Source organism: Acetobacter indonesiensis (assembly GCF_000963945.1).
Lineage (GTDB): Bacteria > Pseudomonadota > Alphaproteobacteria > Acetobacterales > Acetobacteraceae > Acetobacter > Acetobacter indonesiensis.
Map to the genome: position 1 here is coordinate 43511 of NZ_BAMW01000078.1, position 25313 is coordinate 68823.

Annotated in this window: 21 protein-coding genes; 17 read left to right on the forward strand and 4 right to left on the reverse strand. The window is 50.3% G+C overall.

The genetic code is table 11. The features are described 5' to 3' along the window. The first annotated feature begins 67 nt into the window (after nt 1-67). From Abin_RS14235 to Abin_RS14245, 3 genes are read left to right on the forward strand one after another with little or no spacing between them, the layout of a single operon-like run. Nucleotides 68-1231 (forward strand): HlyD family secretion protein, encoded by a 1164-nt coding sequence (locus Abin_RS14235; protein WP_084593675.1) that lies wholly within the window; start codon nt 68-70, stop codon nt 1229-1231. After that, complete coding sequence (locus tag Abin_RS14240; RefSeq protein ID WP_048848101.1) at nt 1228-2781, forward strand: DHA2 family efflux MFS transporter permease subunit; 1554 nt, start codon at nt 1228-1230, stop codon at nt 2779-2781. The genes Abin_RS14235 and Abin_RS14240 overlap by 4 nt, the downstream gene beginning before the upstream one ends. A 3-nt stretch (nt 2782-2784) precedes the next feature. Continuing rightward, the gene (locus tag Abin_RS14245) at nt 2785-4197 is read left to right on the forward strand and encodes an efflux transporter outer membrane subunit (RefSeq protein WP_048848102.1); all 1413 of its coding nucleotides are present in this window, start codon (nt 2785-2787) and stop codon (nt 4195-4197) included. A 97-nt stretch (nt 4198-4294) separates the two neighbouring features. On the opposite strand, the gene Abin_RS14250 is transcribed toward Abin_RS14245, so the two are convergent. The 3 genes from Abin_RS14250 to Abin_RS14260 all read right to left on the reverse strand — a co-directional run bounded on the left by Abin_RS14250 (nt 4295) and on the right by Abin_RS14260 (nt 8096). Continuing rightward, nucleotides 4295-4981 carry a tetratricopeptide repeat protein gene (locus Abin_RS14250; RefSeq protein ID WP_052948244.1) on the reverse strand — a complete coding sequence of 229 codons (687 nt, stop codon included), beginning with the start codon at nt 4979-4981 and terminating at the stop codon, nt 4295-4297. Then, on the reverse strand, nt 4981-7275 hold the full coding sequence (locus Abin_RS14255) for a TonB-dependent receptor (protein WP_456303697.1): 2295 nt from the start codon (nt 7273-7275) through the stop codon (nt 4981-4983). The genes Abin_RS14250 and Abin_RS14255 overlap by 1 nt, the downstream gene beginning before the upstream one ends. Nucleotides 7276-7412: 137 nt before the next feature. Then, nucleotides 7413-8096: a Fe2+-dependent dioxygenase gene (locus Abin_RS14260; RefSeq protein WP_048848107.1), complete on the reverse strand. Its 684-nt coding sequence runs from the start codon at nt 8094-8096 to the stop codon at nt 7413-7415. Between the two features lie 149 nt (nt 8097-8245). On the opposite strand from Abin_RS14260, the gene exbB reads away from it, so the two are divergent. The 11 genes from exbB to Abin_RS14315 all read left to right on the forward strand — a co-directional run bounded on the left by exbB (nt 8246) and on the right by Abin_RS14315 (nt 20527). After that, a complete protein-coding gene (gene exbB, locus Abin_RS14265) occupies nt 8246-8986 on the forward strand; it encodes a tonB-system energizer ExbB (protein WP_048848110.1) in 741 nt (246 codons plus the stop codon). 6 nt (nt 8987-8992) lie between these two features. Further along, on the forward strand, nt 8993-9457 hold the full coding sequence (gene exbD, locus Abin_RS14270) for a TonB system transport protein ExbD (protein ID WP_048848112.1): 465 nt from the start codon (nt 8993-8995) through the stop codon (nt 9455-9457). Nucleotides 9458-9462: 5 nt separating this feature from the next. Then, nucleotides 9463-10296: an energy transducer TonB family protein gene (locus tag Abin_RS14275; RefSeq protein WP_048848114.1), complete on the forward strand. Its 834-nt coding sequence runs from the start codon at nt 9463-9465 to the stop codon at nt 10294-10296. A gap of 168 nt (nt 10297-10464) precedes the next feature. Further along, the gene (locus Abin_RS14280; RefSeq protein WP_048848115.1) at nt 10465-10755 is read left to right on the forward strand and encodes a hypothetical protein; all 291 of its coding nucleotides are present in this window, start codon (nt 10465-10467) and stop codon (nt 10753-10755) included. A 328-nt stretch (nt 10756-11083) separates the two neighbouring features. Next, entirely contained in the window at nt 11084-12085 is a 1002-nt protein-coding gene (locus Abin_RS14285) for a chorismate transformation enzyme, FkbO/Hyg5 family (protein WP_146867698.1), read from the forward strand. A 195-nt stretch (nt 12086-12280) separates the two neighbouring features. Beyond that, nucleotides 12281-13894 (forward strand): inorganic phosphate transporter, encoded by a 1614-nt coding sequence (locus Abin_RS14290; protein ID WP_048848119.1) that lies wholly within the window; start codon nt 12281-12283, stop codon nt 13892-13894. A gap of 32 nt (nt 13895-13926) precedes the next feature. Continuing rightward, a complete protein-coding gene (locus tag Abin_RS14295) occupies nt 13927-15381 on the forward strand; it encodes a carbohydrate porin (RefSeq protein WP_048848126.1) in 1455 nt (484 codons plus the stop codon). 138 nt (nt 15382-15519) lie between these two features. Continuing rightward, nucleotides 15520-16434, forward strand: a complete 915-nt coding sequence (gene ppk2 / locus Abin_RS14300) for a polyphosphate kinase 2 (protein WP_048848128.1) — start codon at nt 15520-15522, stop codon at nt 16432-16434. 206 nt (nt 16435-16640) lie between these two features. Then, on the forward strand, nt 16641-17210 hold the full coding sequence (locus Abin_RS14305) for an NADPH-dependent FMN reductase (protein WP_048848130.1): 570 nt from the start codon (nt 16641-16643) through the stop codon (nt 17208-17210). Between the two features lie 210 nt (nt 17211-17420). Continuing rightward, nucleotides 17421-17849, forward strand: a complete 429-nt coding sequence (locus Abin_RS14310; protein ID WP_255319364.1) for an RcnB family protein — start codon at nt 17421-17423, stop codon at nt 17847-17849. 266 nt (nt 17850-18115) lie between these two features. Beyond that, the gene (locus Abin_RS14315; protein WP_048848132.1) at nt 18116-20527 is read left to right on the forward strand and encodes a recombinase; all 2412 of its coding nucleotides are present in this window, start codon (nt 18116-18118) and stop codon (nt 20525-20527) included. A 38-nt stretch (nt 20528-20565) separates the two neighbouring features. Here the strand turns inward: Abin_RS14315 and Abin_RS14320 are convergent, their stop codons facing one another. Beyond that, nucleotides 20566-21165: a PadR family transcriptional regulator gene (locus Abin_RS14320; RefSeq protein ID WP_255319363.1), complete on the reverse strand. Its 600-nt coding sequence runs from the start codon at nt 21163-21165 to the stop codon at nt 20566-20568. A 343-nt stretch (nt 21166-21508) separates the two neighbouring features. On the opposite strand from Abin_RS14320, the gene Abin_RS14325 reads away from it, so the two are divergent. The 3 genes from Abin_RS14325 (at nt 21509) to Abin_RS14335 (ending at nt 25224) form a co-directional block, all read left to right on the forward strand. Beyond that, entirely contained in the window at nt 21509-22234 is a 726-nt protein-coding gene (locus Abin_RS14325; protein WP_158319924.1) for a DUF4232 domain-containing protein, read from the forward strand. Between the two features lie 36 nt (nt 22235-22270). Next, on the forward strand, nt 22271-23173 hold the full coding sequence (locus Abin_RS14330; RefSeq protein ID WP_048848135.1) for a LysR family transcriptional regulator: 903 nt from the start codon (nt 22271-22273) through the stop codon (nt 23171-23173). A 104-nt stretch (nt 23174-23277) separates the two neighbouring features. Continuing rightward, the gene (locus Abin_RS14335; RefSeq protein ID WP_084593678.1) at nt 23278-25224 is read left to right on the forward strand and encodes an FUSC family protein; all 1947 of its coding nucleotides are present in this window, start codon (nt 23278-23280) and stop codon (nt 25222-25224) included. The last annotated feature ends 89 nt before the right edge of the window (nt 25225-25313 follow it).

The following is a 25313-nucleotide window of genomic DNA, read 5'->3' on the forward strand; positions in this document are numbered from 1 at the left end:
TGATTGCATTCAATCTGGGCTGGGATCATAGCCCATTCTTTCTGATGGACGGAACCGGCAGTCTCAGATGACGGCAGAGAAGCAGACAAACACCGCACCGAATTTGCCGTCTGAACAGCCTGTTGAGGCTGGCCAAGGTGAAAAGCAACGCCTCTCACCCAAAGCGCGGCGCATATTGGTGGCACTTGGTAGCTTCGTGTTCATCAGTATTGTCGCATGGTTTGTATGGGACCAGCTTTACGGAAAGTACCGGCAGACGACGAACAACGCCTATATTGAGGCGGATATCGTGTCGGTTGCGCCCCGTATTTCTGGCTATGTTGACCAGATTTATGTCCGTGACAATGAAGACGTTAAGGCTGGACACCCCCTGATTCATATTAATGTTCAGGACTATCAGGCAAAAGCACGACAGGCACAGGCACAGATAGAAGTAGCCAAGGCCGAAGCCGCCAATGCAACGGCCGCCATTGATGAACAGGCTGCGGCAGTGGAGCAATCTCATGCTCAGTTCATGGCCGCAGACAGCGACGCCCGTGCGGCAAGAAACGAAGTTCTGCGATATGAACCGTTGAGTAGAACAGGAGCCGAAACACAGGAAAAGCTGACATCTTTGCGCACGACTGCCGCGAAGTATGAAGCCAATGCAAAAGCGGCCCGTGCGACGTGGGTGCAGAATCAGCGCCATATTGTGACTTTACAAACGCAGGTTCAGCAGGCGCGGGCTCAGGCCGAAGGCGCGCAGGCAGAACTTGATGCTGACAGTGTGAGTGTGGATGCGGCCGTTGTCCGTGCGGGAGTTGATGGCAGGGTAGGGGATAGGAGTGTACGGCTTGGGCAATATGTTCAGCCCGGTACACGACTGCTTTCTTTGGTTCCTTTGGACACGCTTTATGTCACTGCGAATTTCAAGGAAACGCAGGTGCGTCGCATGGCGGTAGGTCAGCCTGTCTCAATAAAAGTAGATGCGCTGCCGGGTGTGACGCTACGGGGATCTGTCGAAAGTCTTTCCCCTGCCACGGGAGCCTTGTTCTCCCTGCTTCCACCACAGAATGCGACGGGAAATTTCACCAAAGTGGTGCAGCGGGTTCCTGTCAGAATTGCTTTTTCCGTTCCGTCGGAATTGCGCGGAAAACTGCTGGCGGGACTGTCAGTCGTTGTCGAAGTCAATACGAAACCGGGAGATCAGGCCGATCATTCTCCACAAGGGCAGGGGCATTCTTCACCATGACCGCTGCTCGCGATCCAACGGGGGCTGCTGGAGGACGGGCGAACCTTTCTGACTGGCTTGCTGTGCTGGCAGGAACGCTTGGGGCACTGATGGCGACACTGGATGTCTCTATCGTTAACTCTGCACTGCCGGTTGTACAGGGCGAAATCGGTGCAAACGGTACAGAAGGGACGTGGATTGCAACGGCGTATCTGGTCGCAGAAATTATTATCATTCCGCTTTCAGCATGGCTAACGCGCCTTCTTGGACTGCGCACGTTGCTTTTAACGGTCACTTTTCTTTTTACTGTATTTTCGATTGTCTGCGGAATATCGACCAGTTTGCCGATGATGATCATCGGGCGGTTGGGGCAGGGCATGACTGGGGGAGCACTTATCCCTACCGCCATGACAATTATTGCAACACGTCTGCCCCCAGCACAGCAGGCAATCGGGAACGCCTGTTTTGGAGCAACAGCGTTGGTTGGGCCAGTGGTAGGGCCGCTGCTAGGCGGTTGGCTGACGGAGGCAATCTCGTGGCATTATATATTTTTCGTCAATCTGCCTCTTAGTTTTGTTCTGATCGTTCTTCTGCTGACCACTATGGCGCATGAGCGGCACCGTCTTGACCTGATAACGCAGGCAGATTGGTTGGGGATAGCAGGGCTGGCATTTGGTTTGGGCGGTCTGACCGTCGTGTTGGAGGAAGGAGAGCGGGAGCGCTGGTTTGAATCGTCCATGATTCAACAACTGGCGCTTATGTCTCTCATCGGGTTTGTTCTTCTGTTTCTGGGGCAGATTTATGCTGCGAAACCCGTTATCCGGCTGCGTTTGCTACTTCAGCGGCAGTTTAGCAGTGTCATTATCATGTCTATGGTTGTGTCTATGGTCAGTTACGGCACAGCCTATGCTATTCCGCAGTTTCTGGCAGGTGTCGCCAATTATAATGCGTTGCAGTCGGGCATTATTGTCATGTTGTCTGGCGTGCCAATCCTGCTGATGATGCCCATTACGCCGTTGATGATCCGGGCACTCGATATCCGTCTTGCTGTCGGTATCGGGATGCTTTTGCTCGCAGGTAGCGCATTTCTGGAAACAGATCTAAGCCCTCTTTCGGCAGGCGGGGCCTTTGGATTATCGCAAGTGCTGCGTGGAATTGGCACTACATTTACAGGACTGTTTCTTAATCAGGCCGCCATTCGTTCCGTTACGCGGGAACATGCGGCCGATGCCGCAGGTGTTTACAACGCAGCCAGAAATGTGGGTGGCTCTCTGGCGTTGGCTGCCATTGCTATCCTTCAGGATCGACGGGAATGGCTACATAGCCGCCGTATCGAAGAAACTCTCAACGCCAATTCTCCTCTTGTCCAATCATGGCTTGACGCGCAGAACGGAAATCTTAACGGCCCATCCCCAGCACTCAGCATGCTTGAAAACATTATTCACATTCAGGCGCTGACAATGACATATGCCGATCTGTTCTGGCTTTTGGCTATTACCATCATCATTGTCACACCGTTGGTAGTGATTTTGCGTCCCCTGCAAACCGTGAACGCAACCGTAAAAGAATAAGCCATGCGCCTTAAATACTTTTATTTTCCAACGATAGTGCTGCTTTCCGCTTGTTCAGTGGGACCGGATTACAAGGGGCCGCCTGTCATCAAAGGTGTGACGGACAGTCAAAAACCGTTTGCGCGAGCCGTAGGAATACAGAGTGCTTCTGTGGCATCAGAAAAAATGTGGTGGGTGTCTTTGGATGACCCTCTCTTGAATGATCTTATTCTTCGGACGAGGAAAGCTAATCCAGATATTTCAATCGCAATAGCCCGTATTCGGCAGGGTAGGGCAGAGACACGATTGCAGGGCGCAAATTTCTTTCCAGATCTCTCCTCAAACACATCTTATGCTCGCGCCCGATTTCCCAGCGCGGCAGACGGTGGCCCTGCCAGCAATGTCGAGGCCTATTTCCAGGGCTTTGATGCAAGCTGGGAAATAGATATTTTTGGAGAAAAAAGACGAGCACTCGAAGCGGCAAAAGCAAATCGGCAAAGTGCGGAGGCTGCACTTGACGATGTATATGTGACACTGGAAGCAGAAGTTGCCCATACCTATGTCATGCTTCGCGACCAGCAGCAGAGACAAGCCCTGTATCAATGTTCTATTGAGTCTTTAGAACGAACGGTTTCCCTTGCAAAAGAGCGTTTTCAAAGGGGAACAACGTCTACCCTGGATGTTTTGCGGTTAGATCAGCAACTTCAGCAAGTCAGGGCAGAGGCCCAAGCTCTGACAGCAGAAAGGGAAGCGTCTCTCGATAAAATAGCGATCTTAGTAGGGACCAAACCAGGGGATATTGATGGAGACTTATCGCGTTCAGCCAGTATTCCTCTGCCACCGCTCAGCTTCACAATTTCTAATCCGGAAGAGGTGCTTAAAAGGCGGCCAGATATTCGGCAGGCAGAACGGAAACTGGCGGCAAGTACAGCAAAAATCGGGCAAGCTCAGGGGGCGCGTTTTCCCAAAGTCAAATTTACCGGTTTGATTGGAACTGGCGGATTAAAGTCTTCTGATTTAACGCGCTTTGATGACTTTACTGCTTACCTTGCACCGCAGATTAGTTGGGATTTTCTAGATTTTGGCCGGAATGCAGCCAAAGTGCAATCTGCAAAAGGGGGGCGGGATGAAGCTTTGGCTAACTATCATAAGACAGTCTTGGTAGCGCTTCAGGAAACCGAAGATGCTCTTTCAAAATTCAAGAATGATCGTATTCAAGTCGCGGTTTTAGCCAGATCTGAGCAGGATGCTGTTACTGCTGTTCAACTGACACGCCAACGCTATCAACGCGGTACCGCCTCTTTGATGGATTTGCTTGACACAGAGCGCCGTCAAATTTCTACTAGACAGTCATTGGTGCAGCAGCAAGCCGCTTTAACAATTGATTATATTGCTATTCAGAAAGCATTTGGTGCAGGTGTGTCTGTAGCACAATAATATTTGTTAGTATCCTGACTCTTTTAATCGGATGAGCACATTTGGGCACAACACATTCCGGGAATGATATCTATTTTGAAGCAATCCAAACTGGACGCTATAAGGAGTGTGTACTTTGTAAAGCTATTTCTATTTTTTGTAATATACGTGTAGAAAATGGAAAGCCATTTTCCTGAAAGTAATTTTTTAGAAAAATCCAATAGTCAGGAAATCCATATGATATGGACTGATCAAACCAGTGGACCGCAGTTGAATAGTCTTCTGCTTCCAGTGCTAATCGTCCTAGATTAAAGGCGGCCCAGCAATCTCCCGCATTGGCTCCTGCTTGAAAATAAAGAAGTGCTTTCGTTTGGTCCGGGGGGGCTTCCTCTATACCTTTTTTGCACAATGTGCCCAGCATATTGAGGGCCTTGTTTACGCCGAGATTGGCTGCCTGCACGTAATAGAAAAATGCTCTATGGGTGTTTTGTGGTACGCCATCTCCAGAAAGATACAAATCACCCAGATTGAAATATGCCCAGCCATCGTTCTGTTCTGCGGCGGCTTCAAAATATTTGATAGCCTGAGATATGCTGCGGGGTACCCCCCAGGCTTGTTCATACGCGCGTCCAAGCATGTTGAGTGCCTGTGGCTGCCCGCTTTGTGCTGCAACGGCAAACAGATTAAATGCTTGCGTGAATTGTTTTTTATTGAGGCACAATTGCCCCAGAAGCAGCTGTACTTCAACTCTATTGGGTAGCTTACTGGTAGGGGTGGTGGCCCCTACCAGAGAATTCTGTTGCATTAAAATGTTAAGCCTACATTGCCCAGAAAAGACCGTGCTGGCCCCGGTACTGCCCGGCTGGAACTGAAGGAAGAAGCGTAGTTAAGATGATTGGTGATATTATTAGCGTTAAAGGAAACACGGTAATGTTTTGTTTCCCATGAAATCATACCGTTAAGGGAAAACTGATAAGGGATACGGGCTGTGTTGCTAAAGTCCCCGTTTGCCCAATAACCAGAGGCATATTGTGCTCCACCAGCAATTTTAAGATGGCCGGTTTCCGCTCTCAAGAAGTGATTTCCAATGTCATAAGATGTCCAGAGCGAGAAATTATTGTGTGACACGCCGGGTGCCTGATTCCCCTTATAGGTCGCGTTGTTTCTGATTTTACTGTCCATCCACGAATAGTTGCCATAGATGTCCCAGTTTTTGGTAATTTTGCCTGTCAGATTCAGTTCTACACCGCGGGTGCGTAGACCGACGCCAGAGTCACTGAAGCCGTTAACAACGTCGCCACTTTCATCATAATAGTAGGAGTTGTTTTGGTTGATCTGGAAAAAGGCCACCCCCATTCCCAATCGTTTATTAAAGAAATCGGTTTTGTTCCCGAATTCGAACAGGTCGCTCCGTTGTGGTTTGTAGTCTGCTCCATTTTGGGGCGTATCGCTTGCTAGAATAGTAACTTGGGACGACACATCCGTGCCGATTGGTTTATAAGAGCGGGAGAAAGTAAAGTAGAAAGACGAGTTTTTCAGAGGTGTATACATGATGCTCCCTGAAGGGCTCCAGCGATCGGCATTCTGCTTCTGTCGCGGTACAAGGGTTGACGATAGCTGATACCCGGCGAAAGTAGACTGGAAAGCATCCCAGCGCACTGTGCCAAAGAGAGAGAGCTGTTTTGTAAGCTGGATATGATCTGAAAGAAATAATCCGACGTCGCGCTGATCCGAGTTGGACATATTTGCTTTCGGAAGGCGGAGATAGGCCCCGTTAGAGGAATGAGACGGGTTACGGATTGTCTGGGTGTTAGACCGCCCATACCAAGTGCCTATATAGCGGTTTTCATCCTGATAATTAACATCAACACCAAATTTTAAATCGTTCTTGAAGCGCCATGTGTCGAAACGTGCATTGCCCATAAAAACATTCTCTACACCCCAACCTTTTGAAAGGTAGGCAACGCCTCCGCCCGCCCCATAACTAAGCAAAGGATTCCCGCCCGCATTAAACTGACTGATGCAAGCGGGGGTACTACACGCGGCAGGGGTGGTCGCTGAATAATTACGTTCGTACTTTGTCAGACGTGTATTGTTGCTAAGTGTAAACCAGGATGAAATCTTGGATTTAAGAGACGATGTCAGGCTATGAATGTCAGAATTATCCCGGTCCTCGCTGCGAGTATACGTCGTGTCGCGGGCAAGCCCTTCACTGGTAATGGGGCGGAATGTGCCGTTAGACGTTTTGATCATTCCAACACCGTAGTCGGGCAAACTGTCGGTATGCAGCCAACGCCAGTTCAGATGCCACGAGGTATCACTGTGCAGCCCGACACCGAGGTCAGCGGCTGCGCCATAACGGTTGGCGTAAATGTAATCTCTGCCGGGAACACCTGCACGATTATACATGCCGTTAATACGGAGGGCGACATCGCGGTTGAACTGATAGTTTACATCGCCCTGGCCACGATATGTGCTGGCGCTTCCGAAAGCCTGATCATAATTATAGGATGTGCCGTCATGCGCTTTTTTAAGAGACTGATTAATAAGGCCACCCAGATTTGCTGCACCAAAATATTCGCCTGCGGGACCTTTAATAACCTCAACATTTTCTACGTCGAAGATATCACGCGTATAGGTACCAAAATCTTTTAAACCATCAGTATAAACGTCACCGCGAGCCTGTTGGCCACGAATACGGAATTGGTCTCCGTTTAGGCCCCCACGTCCTTCACCTGTTGAAAGCGTAATGCCCGGCACATTGGCCAGAGCTTGATCAAGCGTATAAAGGCGTTGCTGTTTTATAATTTCCTGCGGCACGACATTAATGACTTGTGGCGTGTCACGCACAGAAGTGGGCATGCGGCCAATATCCAACACAGTTGCATTAGTATTGGGAATTTCAGAAATATCTTTATGTTCTCCACGAACTCTGACAGCGGGGAGGTTTATATTCGTGTTGGTTAAGGCTGGATCTGTTTTTGCTTCTTGCGCGTCAGCTTCATTTTCTGCGTAACCGAAACCAGCAGATAGGCCGATGGCCATAGCTGCCCCCACGCGTAGTTTGGGGGAAAAAGAACGATCGTGCCGTTTCATCATATTCTCCTGGATGATGCTCTCATCCGACAGTGGGCTATGACAGCCAATTACTCGGCCTCTATGATGTTACTGATTATCGTTCGCAACAAAAAAGAAGTGCTGTCTTTTCATAAACGTCAAGATGTGTTGCATCCAGGTTACAATTCAGCCCACCGTCGCACCAAATTATGGTAGCTGGCCGTCAAACCCAGAATAGCTGGGGACGTATCAGGAATAAGCTGTCGGGCTTGCCGTATAGACTGATCGAGTTCGTAAAGAAGTGTGCGACAGCCATCATCTTTTACCATGGATTGAGTCCAGAAAAAGGACGCCCACCTGCTGCCTCGTGTAACACGGTTGACCTTATGAAGGCTGGTGGACGGATACAGGACAAGATCCCCCGCGGGGAATTTGGCGGTATGCACGCCGTATGTGTCCTGTATTACCAGCTCTCCGCCATCATAACTTTCCGTGTCACTTAGAAAGAGGGTGGAGGAGACATCTGTGCGAATACGGAAACCTGTTTCAGGGTCGGGCCGAATGCTGTTATCGACATGATATTCAAACTCCATGCCAACGTCGTAGCGGTTGAACAAAGGTGGGAATACGCGCAAGGGCAGGGCGGCGCTGGTAAAAATATCGTTTCGGGCCAGCGCGTTAAGAATAAGACGGCCAAGCTGATGCGCTACGTCTGATTCTTGTGGAATTTGCAGATTGGCCTTTGCTTTGGCGGACTGATCTCCCGCAGTAATTTTTCCGTCGACCCATTCGCTCTGCTCCAGTCTTTGGCGACAATGCAAGACTTCTTCCCGACTAAGTATTCCCGGAATATGGATCAACATGACTTTACTCACTTCACCAACATAGATACGCTATATATGAGAATGACTCTTAGTTGCGTAATTGTTAAATATCAACCATAAGTGTTTGCCCGACGCTTTGCCGAGCTTTGTGGGTCAGCACGCGTCGTTTTGTAGAAGGTAATCTGCCTATGCCCGCGCTTTCGCCGTCAGCACTATCGCTCTCCCCGTGGGATATGTTCATGAATGCAGGGCCGATTGTGCGCTGTGTTATGATGCTGCTTGCTTTCGCCAGCGTATTAACGTGGACCATTTTTATCGCAAAATCTGTCGAATTGTTCAGGGTGCGCCAGACCTTGCGAAAAGCAGAGCAGGCGCTGGAAAGTGCGAATACGTTAGATCTGGGGGAAGAGGGCACGCGTCAGAATGGGATTGCTCATACCCTGGTTATGGCGGCTGAGACTGAACGCGTCCGTTCGCAAGATATTGTAGACGACAATGAAGGACTGAAGGAACGCATTGTGCTGCACCTTGAGCGGCTGGAGGCGGCTGAAGGACGCAGGTTGATGCGGGGCACGGGGTTGCTCGCCACCATTGGGGCAACGTCACCTTTTATTGGGCTGTTTGGCACGGTGTGGGGTATTATGACCTCCTTTACAGGGATTGCTGCCAGTAAGGCTACCAGTCTGGCCGTTGTTGCGCCGGGCATTGCCGAAGCGTTGCTGGCGACAGCTTTAGGGTTGGTGGCGGCAATCCCGGCTGTTGTCATTTATAATCACCTTGCACGTCAAAGTGCGACGTGCCGGGCACATGTCGCAGACTTGACAGCGCTTGTTATGCGGCTTGTTTCGCGTGATTTGGGGCGTATGCAGGCATTGACCAAAACCGGACAGGTTGTGCGCTTTGACCCCTCGCGCATGGCGGGGGAATAAGGCAGCATGTTGCGTATTCGCCATACAGATGAAAACCCGCATGAGGCGAGCGAAATAAACGTCACACCATTTATTGACGTGGTGTTGGTGTTGCTGGTCATTTTCATGGTAACGGCGCCACTTACGACAGTGAATGTGCCGGTTGATTTGCCATCTTCAACCGAAAAGCCTGCGCCGCGTCCAGATGATCCTGTTTTTTTAACTGTTAAAGCGGATCACAATCTGGCTTTGGGGGAGGATAATGTGGCCGTAGAAGGATTGCCCAATGCCTTGCAGCAGGCCACCAAGGGTGACAAGGAACAGCGCATTTTTCTGCGTGCGGATAAGACTGTCGATTACGGAACATTGATGAGCGTTATGGATAAATTGCGGGCAGCAGGTTATCTAAAGGTGGCTTTGGTTAATTTGCAGGGGCAAGAAGAAGGGCAAGAAGTCAAATCTTCTGGGGCAATGGGTTCTGGAGCGCAGTAGTCGGCATGCTTATTGATAAAGTGATTTCAGTATCAGGTTCTTTTTCTAATTGGCAACAGATCAACAGGCATCGGCAGTTAAAAGAAGAAAGCATGCGCTGGGGACTATCCTTTGTCAGCGTTTTGCTGGCAACGGGTGGGGTAATTTGGTGGGTCTCTCGTCTTCCTCAACCTGTTGTTGCAGTGGCAGAGCCTCCGCCAGCCGCCATAGCGATTGACATGACGCCTGAGCCGGTTTCGACACAGTCGCAAACACAAGATGTTCCTTTGGCGCCCCAACAGACACTTTCAGAGCCAGACCCGTCACCCGTTGAACCGCCGAAGATTATGGCAGCATCGTCTCCGGCCCCTAATCCACCGGTGCCGGTTCCAAAACCCGAGAAAGTGCGGAAAGTGGTTAAACCGCACAAGCCTGTTCTGTACCAGAAAAAGGTGATTCCGGATAATAGCCAGCCTGCCGAGATGACGACGGCTCCCCCACGATCAGATGCTCCGGTGGCTCAAGCTCATAATGCAGCTTCATCTGGCGCATCATCCCCCAAAGCCGCACATGATCCGGTAACGTGGCAGGGGGCTTTGTTGGCGCAACTGGAAAGAGTCAAGCGTTATCCGCAAGAGGCTATGGCCGATCACGACGAAGGTGTGCCAACGGTTACCTTTACTATGGATCGTTTGGGGCATGTGTTATCTGTCAGGTTAAATAAGAGTTCTGGCCACCCATTGTTGGACGCAGAAGCTGTTGCCCTGCCTAAACGCGCGCAACCCCTCCCGGTCCCGCCTGATAGCGTCCCCGGAAACCCGATAACACTGACTGTTCCTGTTGAGTTTTATATTCGCTAACACATCTTAAGTTTGGGTTGGTTTATTACCTGATATTCCTGCAATGCTGACCGGATTGTTTGCGTTGTTGTGAAGCACGCAGAAAAAGTTGATAAAGCTGGCGATCCCTCCTTTGGATAATACTTTAGAATTTGAGGGTGGCGTTTTTATTTATTGAAGGAAGCCTTCATGTTACGTTTCGCACGTCTTGCGATGCTTGCCAGCGGACTAGGTATTTCAGCTTTATTGTCTCTCCATCATGCCGAAGCGCAGTCAGTGCCAGTTGTGGAAGATGGTCATTCTGCTCGGCCTTTATGGGTTTTGCTGGTGCAGCGTGGTCCCGATAATGAAGATCAGATTGCAACAGCATCATTTTATACGAAAGAGGCCTGCGAAAATGCTCTGAATTTTCTGCGGAACCAGCAGGAACATCCTAACCGTGAGTTTCGTGCAGCCTGCATGCCTTCTGGTGCCGTGTAAGATAGGCTTATTATAAGAGAGCATAAAGAGATTGCGATCTGTTCAAATGGTCTCTCTATAAATAACTCGATAATATTAAAATGCTCTGACACTGTTTTGAGAATGCTGTCAGAGCATCTTTATCGAGACACTATAAATGCAAAATTAAAAAAACCTACATCTGATGGCAGGTTAAGACTCTTTTTTGATGTTGAAGAATAAAGTTCTTTAGGTCTTGAGAGAAAAAAGAAGCAATAAAGTTCGACCAAATTTATTCGTTAACAAATCAAGATATATATCTTCCATAAACAAGCTGATGCCGGGTATATGCGCGGAGGTAGTGCATTTTATGGAACAGTCGCATCTTATGGTTGGCCACAATATTTTACGGGTTTCTTATGGTGCGTTTCAGACGGAGCACAGATCGGCCTTGGCTGTTGTGCAGTATGCTCCGGGCAACGCAAAACTTTGCTATCGTAATGGTCAGGTGCAGCTAACTATTCCCTATACACATGGCGAATGCTCCGAATATTGGTCAACACTAGAAGTAAGCTCCTGTCGCGGTGGTATGACTGACCAAGGAGTTGCATGGTGTGAAGACGGTACAAACCTGTTTGCAGCCTTTATTCTTGACGATAGGCCAAGGTTATCAGGCGCTGTTCAGGAAAAATATGAAGCCCTGTTAAATTTTGTACAGGAAAAAGAGTATAGAACACTTTATAGAATATGGAATTATATTGGTCGTATTAATCAATCGAATAAAGATGGTCTTGAACGGTACCGGGACTTTTGCTTGGGGCGAGCGCTCGCGTTTGAGCGTTCAGGGTTCACGATGGAAACTTTGCCAGCAGCCACAGGGATTGGGTTCGACGAGGGAGGCGTGTGTGTTTATCTGCTTGCTCGTCGTGATGGGCTGGCCGCCAATATAGAAAACCCATTACAAATACCAGCCTATCGTTACCCAATAACCTACGGGCCTAAGTCTCCATCTTTTGCACGTGGCACTGTTCTTTATGATCAACAGAGGCTTGAGTTATACCTTTCCGGCACAGCAAGCATTCGTCAGTCTGTTTCTGTTGGAAGTAACTTGGAAGAGCAAATAAATATTACAATAGAAAACATACACGCTTTGATAGAGAGCGTTAAGGAAAAAGAGGAACTAGACAATTGTGTCTGCTCAAGTTTAAAAATTTATGTAAGACATGCTAAAGACAAGGCTGCTGTATCTAATGTTTTCCGTCATGTTTTTAATGTGTCCCCCGAAAATTCGCCTGTTTTCGTTTCCGATATTTGCAGGTCAGAACTTCTTTTAGAAGTCGAAGGTGTTTTCTCCTACACTATGAATAAATAACGAGATTGAGGGTATTGTGGCAAGTTGACACACAACGATAATATAATACCAACAAAAATATTTTAATAAATAAAGCTGAAGTCTTCCGTAATCTAGTCTCAAAATTCAGCCTACTGAATTCACAGAACATTCACAGTCTGACTAAACCAAATTTTATAAAAGGAACCTATTCATAGCTCGTGTAGGAACTTTTCTATGTCTGAAACGATAGTCGGCGCTGGTACGCAAAGCCGCCCCAACATGCAGGGTGGTGAACATCAGGCATTTCGTTTTTTCTTTCTGGCGGTGATAGCCGCAGCCCTTTCTTTTGTCGGCTACAGTGTTTTGCAGGACCTGCATCAGGCAGGGGCAAATGGCATCGCCGTGGGGGCTTTTGTGTTGCTGGCTCTGGCGCTTCTCATTGCGCTGGGGTTTGAATTTGTAAATGGCTTTCATGACACTGCAAATGCTGTGGCAACAGTCATTTACACCAATAGCCTTCCGCCACTGGTTGCTGTGGTTTGGTCCGGGGCCTGGAACCTTTTGGGTGTGTTGGTTTCTTCCGGTGCCGTGGCCTACAGCGTTGTAACATTGCTGCCTGTTGAACTTATTCTTCAGGTAGGGAGCGGGGCAGGGCACGCCATGATTTTTGCTCTGCTGCTTTCGGCTATTGTTTGGAACCTTGCCACATGGGCTATGGGCATACCCAACAGTTCTTCCCACGCGTTGGTAGGCTCAATTCTGGGGGTGGGGTTTGCGAACCAGTTAATGGCTCCTACAGGGAGTGCGCTCTATGGGGTTGATTGGTCGCAGGTCAGGAAAGTTTTTTCTTCCCTATTATTCAGCCCGATCTGCGGCTTTATTCTCGCTGCTGGTCTGTTGCTGGTTTTCAAGCTGCTGATCAAAAATCCTGCTCTGTATAAATCCCCTGAAGGGGATGCACCGCCTCCATTGTGGATCCGTGGTTTGCTGGTTGGGACCTGCACCGGGGTGTCTTTTTTCCACGGCAGCAATGATGGCCAGAAAGGCATGGGTCTTATCATGCTCATTCTGATCGGTGCGGCGCCTACGGCTTATGCTCTTAATCGTGCCATGCCTGAAAGCGCTATGCCCGCGTTCGTCCAGACAGCGGAACAGACCGCAACAGTTTTTCGTCAACATGCGCCAGCAGCCGGGGTGGCCCCGAATGCTGTTGAGGCCAGAAGCATTGTAACGGATGCGCTGAGAGAGAAATCAGTTAACCGGCCGCTTGTTTACAGCGCACTAGGCACGTTGTCTGACGATATTGCTGAATCTGTTAAAAACTATCGTTCCTTGCATGCCATTCCGGCGGCTGCCGTACCAAACGTCCGTACAGATATGTATCTGGTTTCAGATGCCATTCGCACACTTGGCGCGGCCAAGGATTTTTCAGGTGATGAAGGGGCACAGCTTAAAAGCTTCATGGGGCTGTTGAACGCAGGTACCCGTTTTATTCCGACATGGGTCAAAATCTCGGTCGCGCTGGCGCTCGGGCTTGGTACAATGGTTGGTTGGAAGCGTATTGTCGTAACCGTTGGTGAAAAAATTGGAAAAACGCATCTAACCTATGCGCAGGGTGCTTCGGCCGAAATTGTCGCTATGGGCACAATCGGTCTGGCAGAAGGCTATGGTATGCCGGTTTCTACCACGCATATTCTCTCCAGTGGTGTTGCCGGAACAATGGTCGCTGGCGGTGGTGGCCTGCAAATGAGCACATTGCGGAGCATGGCTATGGCGTGGATTATCACATTGCCAGCCGCTATGCTTATTAGTGGGGTGCTCTACATGGTTTTCCGCTACATTTTCTAAGTGTTCCAGTAACATCAGATTTGTTTTTCTGAATGTTTCTGTCAAAAAAACTTTGTGTTTATTGTTTGGGTATTGGCCTGATGCTTGCTGTGGCATCAGGTCAGATTTTTGCGGCCACCCGACCTCTTACAACGGATATTCTTCCGTCTGGTGTTCCGCTGCCCTTTCCCGCACCCGGCATGCAATCGTCGTCAGATGACTGGAATAGCACTCTCTTTGCAGACACATATGGCGTCAGAAGCTGGCTGAACCATTACGGTCTGCGTTTTAGCCTTCAGGACGTGGAGGAAGTGTGGGGCGTGGCATCGGGAGGGCTCCATCAGGGAGCCAGCTATAACGGAATGAGTGCTGCCAGCTTGACGTTTGATCCTTCTCGGATTGGTGGTTGGAAATACGGGTTATTCAATGTCAGCGCACTGCAAATAAGGGGGCGTTCAGCTACATCCGATAACGTCGGTGCGTTGAATACACTGAGCGGCTATGATGCCCAAAGGTCTTTAAGGCTTTTTGAACTTTGGTATGGTCAAGGATTTTTGGGCAATAGGCTCGACGTCCGTGTTGGTTCTCTTGACCTTGATACAGAGTTTATGGTCAGCCAAAACGCGTCTCTATTTTTGAATGCCAGTTTTGGCTGGCCTCTTTCTGCTTCAACAGATTTGTATTCTGGTGGTCCCTCATGGCCCTATTCAGCGCCTGGAGTTCGCATTCGTTATAATCCGCTTTATCCTCTGGTCCTGATGTTTGCTGCAACGGATGATAACCCGACAGGTGGCCCTTTCTATCCGTCACAGGATAATCCGGCACAAAATCTGTCAGGCACGCGATTTGGTGTGTCCAACGGAGCATTGTTCATGTTTGAGGCCCAGCTATGGGTTGATGCCGCAAGGCGTCTTGGGCTTGACCATGCGGCATTGCCGGGCACATGGAAAATTGGTGGCTATTATGACACCGGGTCTTTTCCGGATCGGCGGTACTCGGCAAACGGCCGTATTCTCGCTGCACCGGATGCGTCTGTATCGCCGCGTTATTACCACGGTAATTGGATGGTTTATGGCGTGTTTGATCAGACAATCTGGCGGATAGAAGGTGATACACCGCGTGCAGCAAGTGTCTTCATTCGTGTCACAGGAAATGACGGCATAAAGAATACATTTTCTTTCGGTGCTGAAGCAGGGCTGACTGTGCAGGGGATTGTCCCACACAGGAAAGATGATGTTCTGGGAATAGCGTGGGGAGCAGGCTTTTTCGGTCGGCGGGCAAAACAGGCTGCCGAAGATAGTCTTCTCTATTCAGGAGAAATAACGTCCGGTCGGAAGTCAGAACACCATATAGAACTAACATGGCAAACACCTGTTCAGCCTTGGCTGAACATCCAGCCGGACTTTCAATACATATGGAATGTAGGTGGCGGCGCAAGCAGTCAGTCAGATACTCCGGCCATTCCCAATGCAGCAATATTTGGCTTGAATGTAAGTTCCTCTTTCTGATTGTTGTATTTTTATGAAATCGGCATTTTCAAAGCCAGAATTGGTGATTTTATACCGAAAATCTGCCAGTTCTAGGGTCAGAACAATCTATTATTCTCCGGCATCGGCCGAATGAGAATTGGGTGGGGAGCAAAGATAATGACTGAGACACTGGATGGATTTTCTCCGGCTGAACTGGAACGTATCCGTATCAGGCAGGAAATTATTGATGATCTGGATGAAGAGTTTGAACTGGAACTTGAAGAAGGTGATGCCGACGGCAACGCGTCTGAATATTCTTCATCATTTCGGAAAACCTATTTCAGTGAACTGGTGCGGCTACAGGGTGAACTTGTAAAGCTGCAGGATTGGGTCAAGGAAACAGGTTATAAGGTTGTTGTCCTTTTTGAAGGCCGTGATGCGGCGGGCAAAGGGGGCGTTATCAAACGTATTACGCAGCGCCTTAACCCGCGTATCTGCCGCGTGGTGGCTTTGCCCGCCCCGACAGACCGTGAGCGGACCCAATGGTATTTTCAGCGTTACGTTGCCAATCTGCCTGCAGCAGGGGAAATGGTTCTGTTTGACCGAAGCTGGTATAATCGTGCCGGTGTAGAACGCGTGATGAATTTTTGCTCGGACGAGGAATATGAAGAGTTCTTCCGTTCCGTCCCAGAATTTGAGCGGATGCTGGTAAGAAGCGGTATTAAACTGGTCAAATACTGGTTTTCGATTACGGATGATGAGCAGGAAGCCCGGTTCAAGGCACGTATTGAAGACCCATTGAAGCAGTGGAAGCTGAGCCCGATGGATCTTGAAAGCCGGAAACGGTGGGAGGCTTATACCAAAGCGAAAGAGATCATGCTGGAACGCTCAAGCATTCCGGAAGCTCCTTGGTGGGTTGTGCAGGCTGTTGATAAAAAACGGGCGCGCCTGAACTGTATCAATCATCTTTTGCAGCAGGTTCCGTATCAGACAATCAGCCGCCCAGAAGTCGTGTTACCGCCCCGTGTTTATCATGAAGATTATGAACGGCAGCCTACCCCTGAAAATATGATTATCCCTGAACTTTACTGATTTAATTTCAGAGGCCACGCCTACGTCTTTGTTTGAAGGCCATGTCATTGTTTTTAAGAAACTGTGACATGGTTTTTTTATGATGGATATAGATGCCTCTCCCAAACCTTAAAACAACAAGGCCTAGTGCATGTTCACGAATAAGTGGGTTGCTCGCTCACGTTGATATGCGGTGTTCTTGTCTGAAATCATAAGGAAAATCTGCCATGCCGTCGCAAAAAGAGCTTCATTTTGTCGTCCTTCTTGGCAGTCTTCGTGCAGGCTCTCTCAATGGTATTGTTGCCCGTACACTGCCACAAATTGCGCCGCCCGGAGTAAATATTTCACTCCTTGGGTCAATTGCAGACTTTCCTCACTATAATCAGGACGTGCAGGACAAAGGTATTCCAGCGCCCGTATTGCGCACGGCTGATCAGATACGTCACGCTGACGGGCTTATTATTGTCACCCCCGAATATAACTACTCTATACCCGGAGTGCTGAAGAACGCAGTGGATTGGCTTTCCCGCCTGACGCCGCAACCGCTGACTGGTAAACCTGTCGCAATTCAGACGGTGTCTCCCGGTGCTATCGGAGGTGCACGGGCACAGTATCATCTGCGTCAAAGTCTGGTTTTTCTGGACGCTTTTGTGTTGAACAAGCCAGAAGTCATGATTGGGCAGGCAGCAGAAAAATTTGATAGTGAACGTCTCGAACTCACAGATCAGAAAACTAAGGATTTTCTGGTGCGTCAGATAAATGCGTTGGCGGATTTAACGCGCAAAGTTGCACCATAGGCATCCTTGATCAATAGGGGCGGGGGTATTGGGTTGGGTGCCAGTTTCCCCAGGGGCAGAGAGGCATTTAACCTTCTGTCGAGAAAATAGATGTTCTGGATTTTTCTTACCGTGAGACCTGTCCGATTTTTATGACGTCTTGGACGTAAGGCTGTCTGAATTCTGCCACAAGCGTTGGCCAGCATGATCAGGTTAGAAGTGGAGAATTCCGTGAAACAAAAATTAATGACAGCACTGATGGTGGGTTTGGTTGTGGGGGGCGCTACTGTCGCCTCTGCTGAACCGGGCGGACCTATGCAGGGAGATCACGGACGCGGACATCAGAATCATGGCCGTAACATGGGGCCGGGAGATCGCGGGCCCGGTGGTCCGGGCGGCCCAGGCCGTGGAAATGACGGGAGAGGCGGCATGCCCGGCCCCGATGGTGGTCGCGTCTGGCACCGTGGGGATCGGTATGATGGCCCCCGTGGTGGAATGTGGGCCGTGCAGGATTGGCGGCAGTATCGTGGGCTTTCCGCTCCGCCGCCGGGATATTACTGGGTGCAGTATGGAAATCAGTTTCTGTTGACGGCTGTCGCAACGGGCATCATTTCCAGCGTAATTGCTGGCACCTATGCAGCCGGACCAGGCGGATATTGAAGACACCAAGCGAGTCTTACTTTTTATAAGAAACTAAGATCGATTCTTATTTAGAAATCCTGCCTTTGGTAAAAAAGCCGAAGGCAGGATTTTTTTTGTAAATTCAAACTGCTTAGCTATTGTTCTACAGTCTGGCGTGACGAAACCGATGTTTTGCGCGTGCATATCACTAGATATAGTGCCATCCTGTTTCCAGAACCACAATATTGGCCAATCCTGACGACGGGCACGTTTAAGGAAGCCATTTGTCTGATGGAGAAGCGATTATGGATGGAAACCTCTTTCTGGCTGAACGCCCCTCTAAGGTGCTTGAGGTTTCCCGCTCTCCATTTGAAGGCGGTTTTAGCTCCCAGTCAGAACCGTCTCGCAGATTGGATAAGGGGATGGGAGAAGCCGTAGGTCGGCGTACAGTATTCAGACCATCCGACGCAGAAGATTTTGGTGCAGTTGCAGACCGCGTGGCGACAGGAAATATGGCTCTCCTGCCAAGAGTGGATAATCACGAAAAGGCACAGTTGCGGAATGCAATTGCCACCGGCGCATTGTTGACGTCTGGGCGGCATCTTCAGCACGGGGATGACACTCAACCCAAGCGCAATATGGAAATGTTCACGAATTGCGCAACGGCTATCTGCTCCTTCGCAAAGTTCTATCTGCTGCTGAATGGTTCAGGCGTAGGCCGGGCTTATGATGATGAACTCTGTGTCGTTGATTGGGCTAACGCCCCCGACCTTTTGTTCAGGCTATCAGAAGACCATCCAGATTATCCCAAAGACCGCACCAGCTTACTGCGGTTTGGTCTGGATATGAATGTGCTGCCTTGGGGGACGGGATTATCAGGCTTTACTGTCGAAATGGAGCAGAACGTCAAAGATTTCCTTGCCAAGACGGTCATAAGAGACGCCGAGATACCGAAGGGAGCCTCTGTCCATACAATAGAAGACAGCCGTGAAGGCTGGGGAAAGGCCATCGAGCAAATAGAAGCGCAGGCTTTTACGGGCGTTGGTAACCAGACACTGGTTCTTGATCTAAGTGATATCCGATGTGCGGGTAGCCCGATTGCGGGTATGCAGGGCCGTCCAGCTTCGGGCCCGATCTCTTTATTGCGTGGGTTATTGAATATTCGGGACCATGTGATTGAGGCAGCACGGCAATCGCCTATGCCATTGTGGGAACAGGCGCTCCGGGTTGATCACTATCTGTCGGTTGAGGTGCAGGTGGGGGGCGCACGGCGCGCGGCAAGAATGGCTACCAAATCCTGGCGGGATGCTGATGTTCTTCGGTTTATTCGTGCCAAAGAAGAAGGTGGCTTATGGACAGCTAACCACTCTGTCATGGTGGATGCTCTGTTCTGGCACTATGCAAACGACAGGGCGCAGTCCGGTCCGATGGCTGATCATGCCCGGACGGTCTTTGCGGAAGCAACGCGCTGCGCGTGGGTAAATGGGGAACCGGGTTTTATCAACGGCGATAAACTGGAAGATAATCGCACCGGCAGTGCACGGCAGAAAAAAATCCATGCAGATGGGCGGGATTTTCGGTCTCGGCGTTATCAGGCAACGCATGCATCCAGTTTGTTGGCGCTTTTGGCACAGCGTGCGGCCGACGCACATTTTCCTGTTACGACTAATCCCTGCGGCGAAATTACGCTGCATGTGACAGGGGGATACTGCGTAATAGGTGACTTTGCTCCTGTTCTGGCTTGCCCTGTCGCATTTGAGGAGATTCATCCGGGTAAGCTGGATGAACAGATTGCGGCAGTATGGGACGCTCGTGTTCGGGATTCCGTTAGGCTTGGCGTCCGTTTTCTGCTTCGCGCCAACACGATGGATGCACTTTATGGCGAAGAAGTCAGACGTACCAATCGGATAGGCATAGGCCCGACCGGGTTGCATGAATGGGCATGGATGCGGTTTGGATTTGGTTTTCGCGATTTGCTGGATGAAAAACACTCATCCGCATTCTGGCTGGCAGTGCGGTCTTTGTCCGAGATTGCGAAAGCAGAGGCGAATACTTATGCAGATGAGATAGGAACAAGTCGACCCGTGACGGTTACGACTGTCAAACCTGCGGGCACGACATCCAAACTATTTGGTTTGACGGAAGGGGCGCATCTTCCTGCACGGCGGCAATATTTGCGGTGGGTGCAGTTTAAAGGCGTGCAACGCGAAGATGGAAGCTGGGAAGCCGGAACGGACCCGCTGCTACCGACGTATGAGCAGAAAGGATACCCGATAAAGGCTCTGCAAACATTCCCGGGTATGAGCATTGTTGGTTTCCCAACCGTGCCCCTTCTTCAACGGTTAGGGATCGGCGAGAAAGCAGTGACCGCGCCAGAAGCAACGCCTGAGGAGCAATATCAGTGGCTTAGCCTTTTGGAAAAATACTGGATTGGAGCAGATCAGGGCAATCAGGTCTCTTACACGCTTAAGGTTTACACAGATCGGTATGATCTTGATGGTTTCAGAACCATGGTCGCTACCCGCCAACCGCATGTGCGATGCTGCGCCGTGCTCCCCAGTCGGCCTGATTCTGATCTGGGTTATGAATACTTGCCAGAAGAAGAAGTGTCAGCAGGACGTTTTGCCGCTTTAACAGGGGCTATTCACGATAATGATGTGCAGGAAATGATTGATTGGGCGCATTTACAATGCGCCAGTGGTGTGTGTCCAATTTAACCGGAGGGAAGGAGGACCTCCCTCCGGCCGGATGGCACTTAGACGGGTTTATCCAGGATGTCGGCTGCGGCTTTTTTAAGAATATCAGCTATACGCTGCACTTCTTCAGGTGGGCAGCCACGTTTGCTGTGTAAGGCCTGTTTCAATTCGACCCGTGCTTTATGAAAGGCATCGGCGGTTTTGGGGTCTGGCGCATCAACCCCTGAAAATGCTTCGCGCACTTCAGCCATACGGCTGCCGATGCGCGCAAGTGTTTCGAGTATTTGGTCTGCGCGGTCCTTGTTTTCTTCCAGATAGATCCGGCCATCATCAGTCAGGCTGTAAAGTTTGCGGTTTCCTTCCTGAGAAACAGCAGCGTGGCCGATTTCGTCCAGATAGGTGAGGGCTGGGTACACCATGCCGGGGCTGGGCGTATAAAACCCACCTGATTTTTCTTCAAGCAACCGGATAAGTTCATATCCATGTGCTGGGCGTTCTGCCAAAAGAGCCAGCAGAACCAGTTGGAGTTCCTCCGAACTGAGTTTGCGGCCTTTGGGGATATCACCGCCACCAAATCCTCGGCCAAATCCGGGTCCAAACCCGCGCCCGAAACCGCCACGGCCTCGATGGCCGCCAATGGCGTGGAGAATGTGATGCATACGGCGTGTGTGTTTATGATCATTCATCATGTCTTACGATATAAATATCTTAAGATATAATTCAAGACTTATTTTAAGATTTATCTTGTCGCTGGAAAATCGTGCTTGGCTTGATTTGCGGCACCAGGGCGATCATCATCAGTTTATGAGAAAGCAATGCGTTTTTATGGTTACCTTTTTAGGCGTCACGTCAGGCTTGGGCTTGCAAGCAGACAGGTCTTGGGCGCAGGCTGTATATCATCAGCCGTCTGAGGCAGAGCAGCGCATTATCCAAAGAAAAATTGAGGCTGTCAGGAACCAGATAGAGCGTTCGGCAGTTGAGAATCAGAGTTTGGCATGGAAAATGACAACGTTCTTATGCCAGCCTGCTGCGCGGGATATTCTGAAAAAAATGGGGTCTGACAGTCGGTTTTTCTTGCAGGATGACAAACCGGATAGTCAGGTTTTTGTCAGCCCATCTTTGCTTTCGGGGCGAGGGCAATATCGGAAAGCGCAGCACTCTATTGAGTGGGTGCCCTTCGCGTGGACCTGCCATCTTGATCCCCAGACAGGAAAAGTCAGACACTTTGACGTGATGCCTTTTTCTACGGAAAAAGGGAAAACAGCAGAATCCCATTATTGTGCGGCATCCGATTTACAGCTTGTTCTGGACAGCCAGAACGGAGCATTTGATGGAATGTCTCACACAGGCACGTTCATGACAGTGAAGAATAAGGGCGGGAAGGCGTGCTTGCTCCCGGCCTATCCTTCTGTTCAGTTTCAAACTGATGATGGAAAGAGTGTGCCTGTCAAAAGACAGGCTGCCGATGGGGACGCGCCAGCGGAAGATACGCTTCAGACCGGAATTAACCTTGTGTTGCCGCGACAGAGCGAACTCCACTCTGCATTGCGCTGGGTGTCAGGAGATGTTTATGGCGGCCCACATGATTGTCACACCATAACGTCGCTTGTGGTGATGGTCGGTGGTAAAGCGCTTTCATATCCCTTGCGTTCGACTTTTTGCTCACCTGAACAGGGACGTGTGGTTGTTGAACAAAGCCCGTTGAGTAGTCAGGCTTCCGTGCCTTAAACAGTCAAAACATAGAATTTTAGCAGGGCGTTTCCCGTGTTTTTAAGACAATTAACTTATTTGATCGCGTTAGACCGTTTTCACCATTTTTCGCGGGCAGCGGAAAGTTGCGGCGTTTCCCAGCCTGCATTGTCAGCCGGTATCCGGCAGTTGGAAACGGAACTGGGTATTACCATCATTCAGCGAAACCGGCGTTTTTACGGCCTGACAGCAGAAGGCGAGCGCGTGCTGGCATGGGCGCGGCAAACCGTTGCCGCATTGGATGGTTTGCGGCAGGAAGCGGCCTTCGCACAGGATATTGCCGGAGGATCTCTGGCAATAGGTGTTATGCCCCCGGCTATACAGGTTGTACCGCTACTATTGGAAAGTCTGCGGGCGGCCGTACCAGCGCTGCATGTTGAAGTGAAAGTGCATTCAAGCAACGAAATTGTGCATCTGTTGCGTGAGCATACGCTTCAGCTAGGGTTGATGTATCTGGATCAGGTGCCGCCAGATGGACCCTTTGAAACCCATACGCTTTATGCTGAAGAGCATGTGTTGGCTGCCGCCAAATCCATGCCGCTGCCTGCCGGGAAAACGATGCAATGGAGCGATATTGAAACCATTCCGTTGTGTCTGTTAAGCCGGAACATGCGGAGCAGGCAGCTTGTCGATGCAGGGTTTCAGAAGGCTGGGGTAACACCGACCATTATGTTGGAAACGGATGCTCTGGAGCTTTTACACGCTGAATTATTGGCCGGGCGTTTGGCCAGTATTCTTCCTGTTGCAGCGCTACCAGATCGCATTGGCGCGGCGGGCTTGCATACCCGCCGTGTTGTGCCCTGTGCCTCGCCCGATGTCGGTGTTGTGCGGTTAAATCAGCCAAACAACACGGCTCTGCTGGGGCGCGTGTGGGAGATTGCCAATACTCTAAAGCTGGATGACGTTTATACGTCCTGATGCCCAGAAGCATGATAAGCAATGCTTATCATGTCATTATAAGAAACGCTTGGACGTAAAGGGGCATATTTTGCATCTTCCCGCTTTCGAAAAGGGGAAGATGCATGCACGGGGCCAAAGGGCGCAACGCCTCGTTCAAGGCTGTGGGTGTTTTTGCTAGAATCAGGGCAGATCTGCATCAAAGCCGTGCCTCATGGCATCATAAAGTGCACTGGCTGGTTGCACCCTCGCTCGGTGATGTGGCTTTTGCAACGCGTTCCGCGCTGGCAGCCGGCCTCTCTCTCCTTATTGCCATGTGGATGGAGTTGGACAGTCCGCAATGGGCACCGCTTACTGTGTGGGTGGTTGCTCAATCCTCGCGTGGGGAAAGCCTCTCCAAAGCGCGCTGGCGCATTGCTGGTACTGTGCTGGGGTGTGTCATTGCAATTGGTCTGATATCCGCTTTCCCTCAAGCCCCCGCTTTGTTCTTTTGTGTATTGGCCCTGTGGATTGGCATTTGCTGTGGGTTGGCAACCTTCCTGCAAAGTTATCGGGCCTATGGGCTTGTGCTGACGGGGTTTACATCTGCCATTGTGGCAACAGGTGCGATTTCACAGCCAGATGATGTTTTTAATGTTGCGATTGCGCGTGGCACCTACATTATTCTGGGTGTTGTATGTGAAGCGGTATTGGCCATGCTGTTTACGCCTTCGCTGCGGGAACAGGCGCGTAAAAATCTGGAGCAACGGCTGGATGGCGCCCTGAAGGCTGTTACCGCTTGTGTTAATGATTTGGTGAATGGAAAAATACACCCGCAGTCTCATGCACAGGTGTTGACCACACTGGTTACGGCCAATAGCCGCATCGAATTTGATGCTCTTGAAATAGGGCAGGGAAAGCATATTGCGGATCACGCGCGTGCCGCATTGTCAGAGATGATGGTCATGCTGGCTCGTGCGCGGGGGGGAGCTCTTCTTGCACAAGCTGATGGAACGGGACCAGCTACCGCTACAGTTCCGTTGTCCGTTCCGCTGGCTTTGAGAGACGATTATAATCGCATTCAGCAGCACATCTATGCGACCGAGCACCCAATAAAAGGCGATCATTTTCGTTTTCAGACAGCATCCCGCCGCCATGCGCAGGAAGCTGTTGAAAATGGTATTCGCTCCTGCGCAGGGATACTGGCCGGCTGGCTGGTGTGGGAGATCACGGCATGGCCCGCAGGGGCGGGTTTTATCTCCTTTGTCGCCTTGGTTTATGGTCTTCTGGCAACGCGGGAAAACCCCATTCTGGCATCAGGCGCTTTTTTTAAAGGGGCGGTTTGGTGTGCTGTTGTCGCTGCCCTTTACGTTTTGATTGTTCTGCCCGCGCTTACTGCACCGGAGTTTCTGTTAGTCGCGTTAATGGTGCCGATGACCATTGGTGGCCTAGCTGCCCGCCAACCCGCGACAGCAGGATATGCATTTTCGTTCAATATGTTTTTGCCTGTCTTGCTGGGGCCGACCAACCAAAGCCGGTATGATGAACAGGCTTTCTTCAATGGGGCCTTATGCTTTCTGATCGCTGTTCTGTTCGTCGGTTGGACGTATCGGGTTGTGCTGCCATTTCGGCCAGATTCCCATATGGTTCGCACGGGACGCTGGCGACAGCAGCGACTACGGGCTTTAGCGGCCCAAAGCGGCAAAACCACGTTGCAGCAGTGGTTGTCAGAAAGCGCGGATAGTCTGGTTCGTATTTTGCGGAATGCGCAGGGCATATCAGAAGCAACCCAACTTGCGTATATGCAGAACCAGTTTCGACTGACCAACATAGGCATGAATATTATTATTCTGCGTGACATTCAGCGCGATCAGGCATTGCCGCCCCCTGTCAGGCGTGTCGTCCGTGTTTTTCTACGGAAATGGCATCAGGATGCGGCTCAGACAGTAAGATGGAGCAGCATGACGCAAGGGTGGTTGGCCCGTCAGTTGGGTCTTATCTCGGATACTCATGTGCGTGCACAAATTGAGAAAGCTATAGGTAGCCTTCGGCTGATTGCAGCCGAACATCGTTCCACCCCAAACGTTGACTGAGTGGGAGGAAATCGGTGCCGCTGCTTTGTGGCGATTTTTGTGTTTGGGTCTATTTTGAACGCAGGCTTGCTATAAAGGCAGGCTCCTAA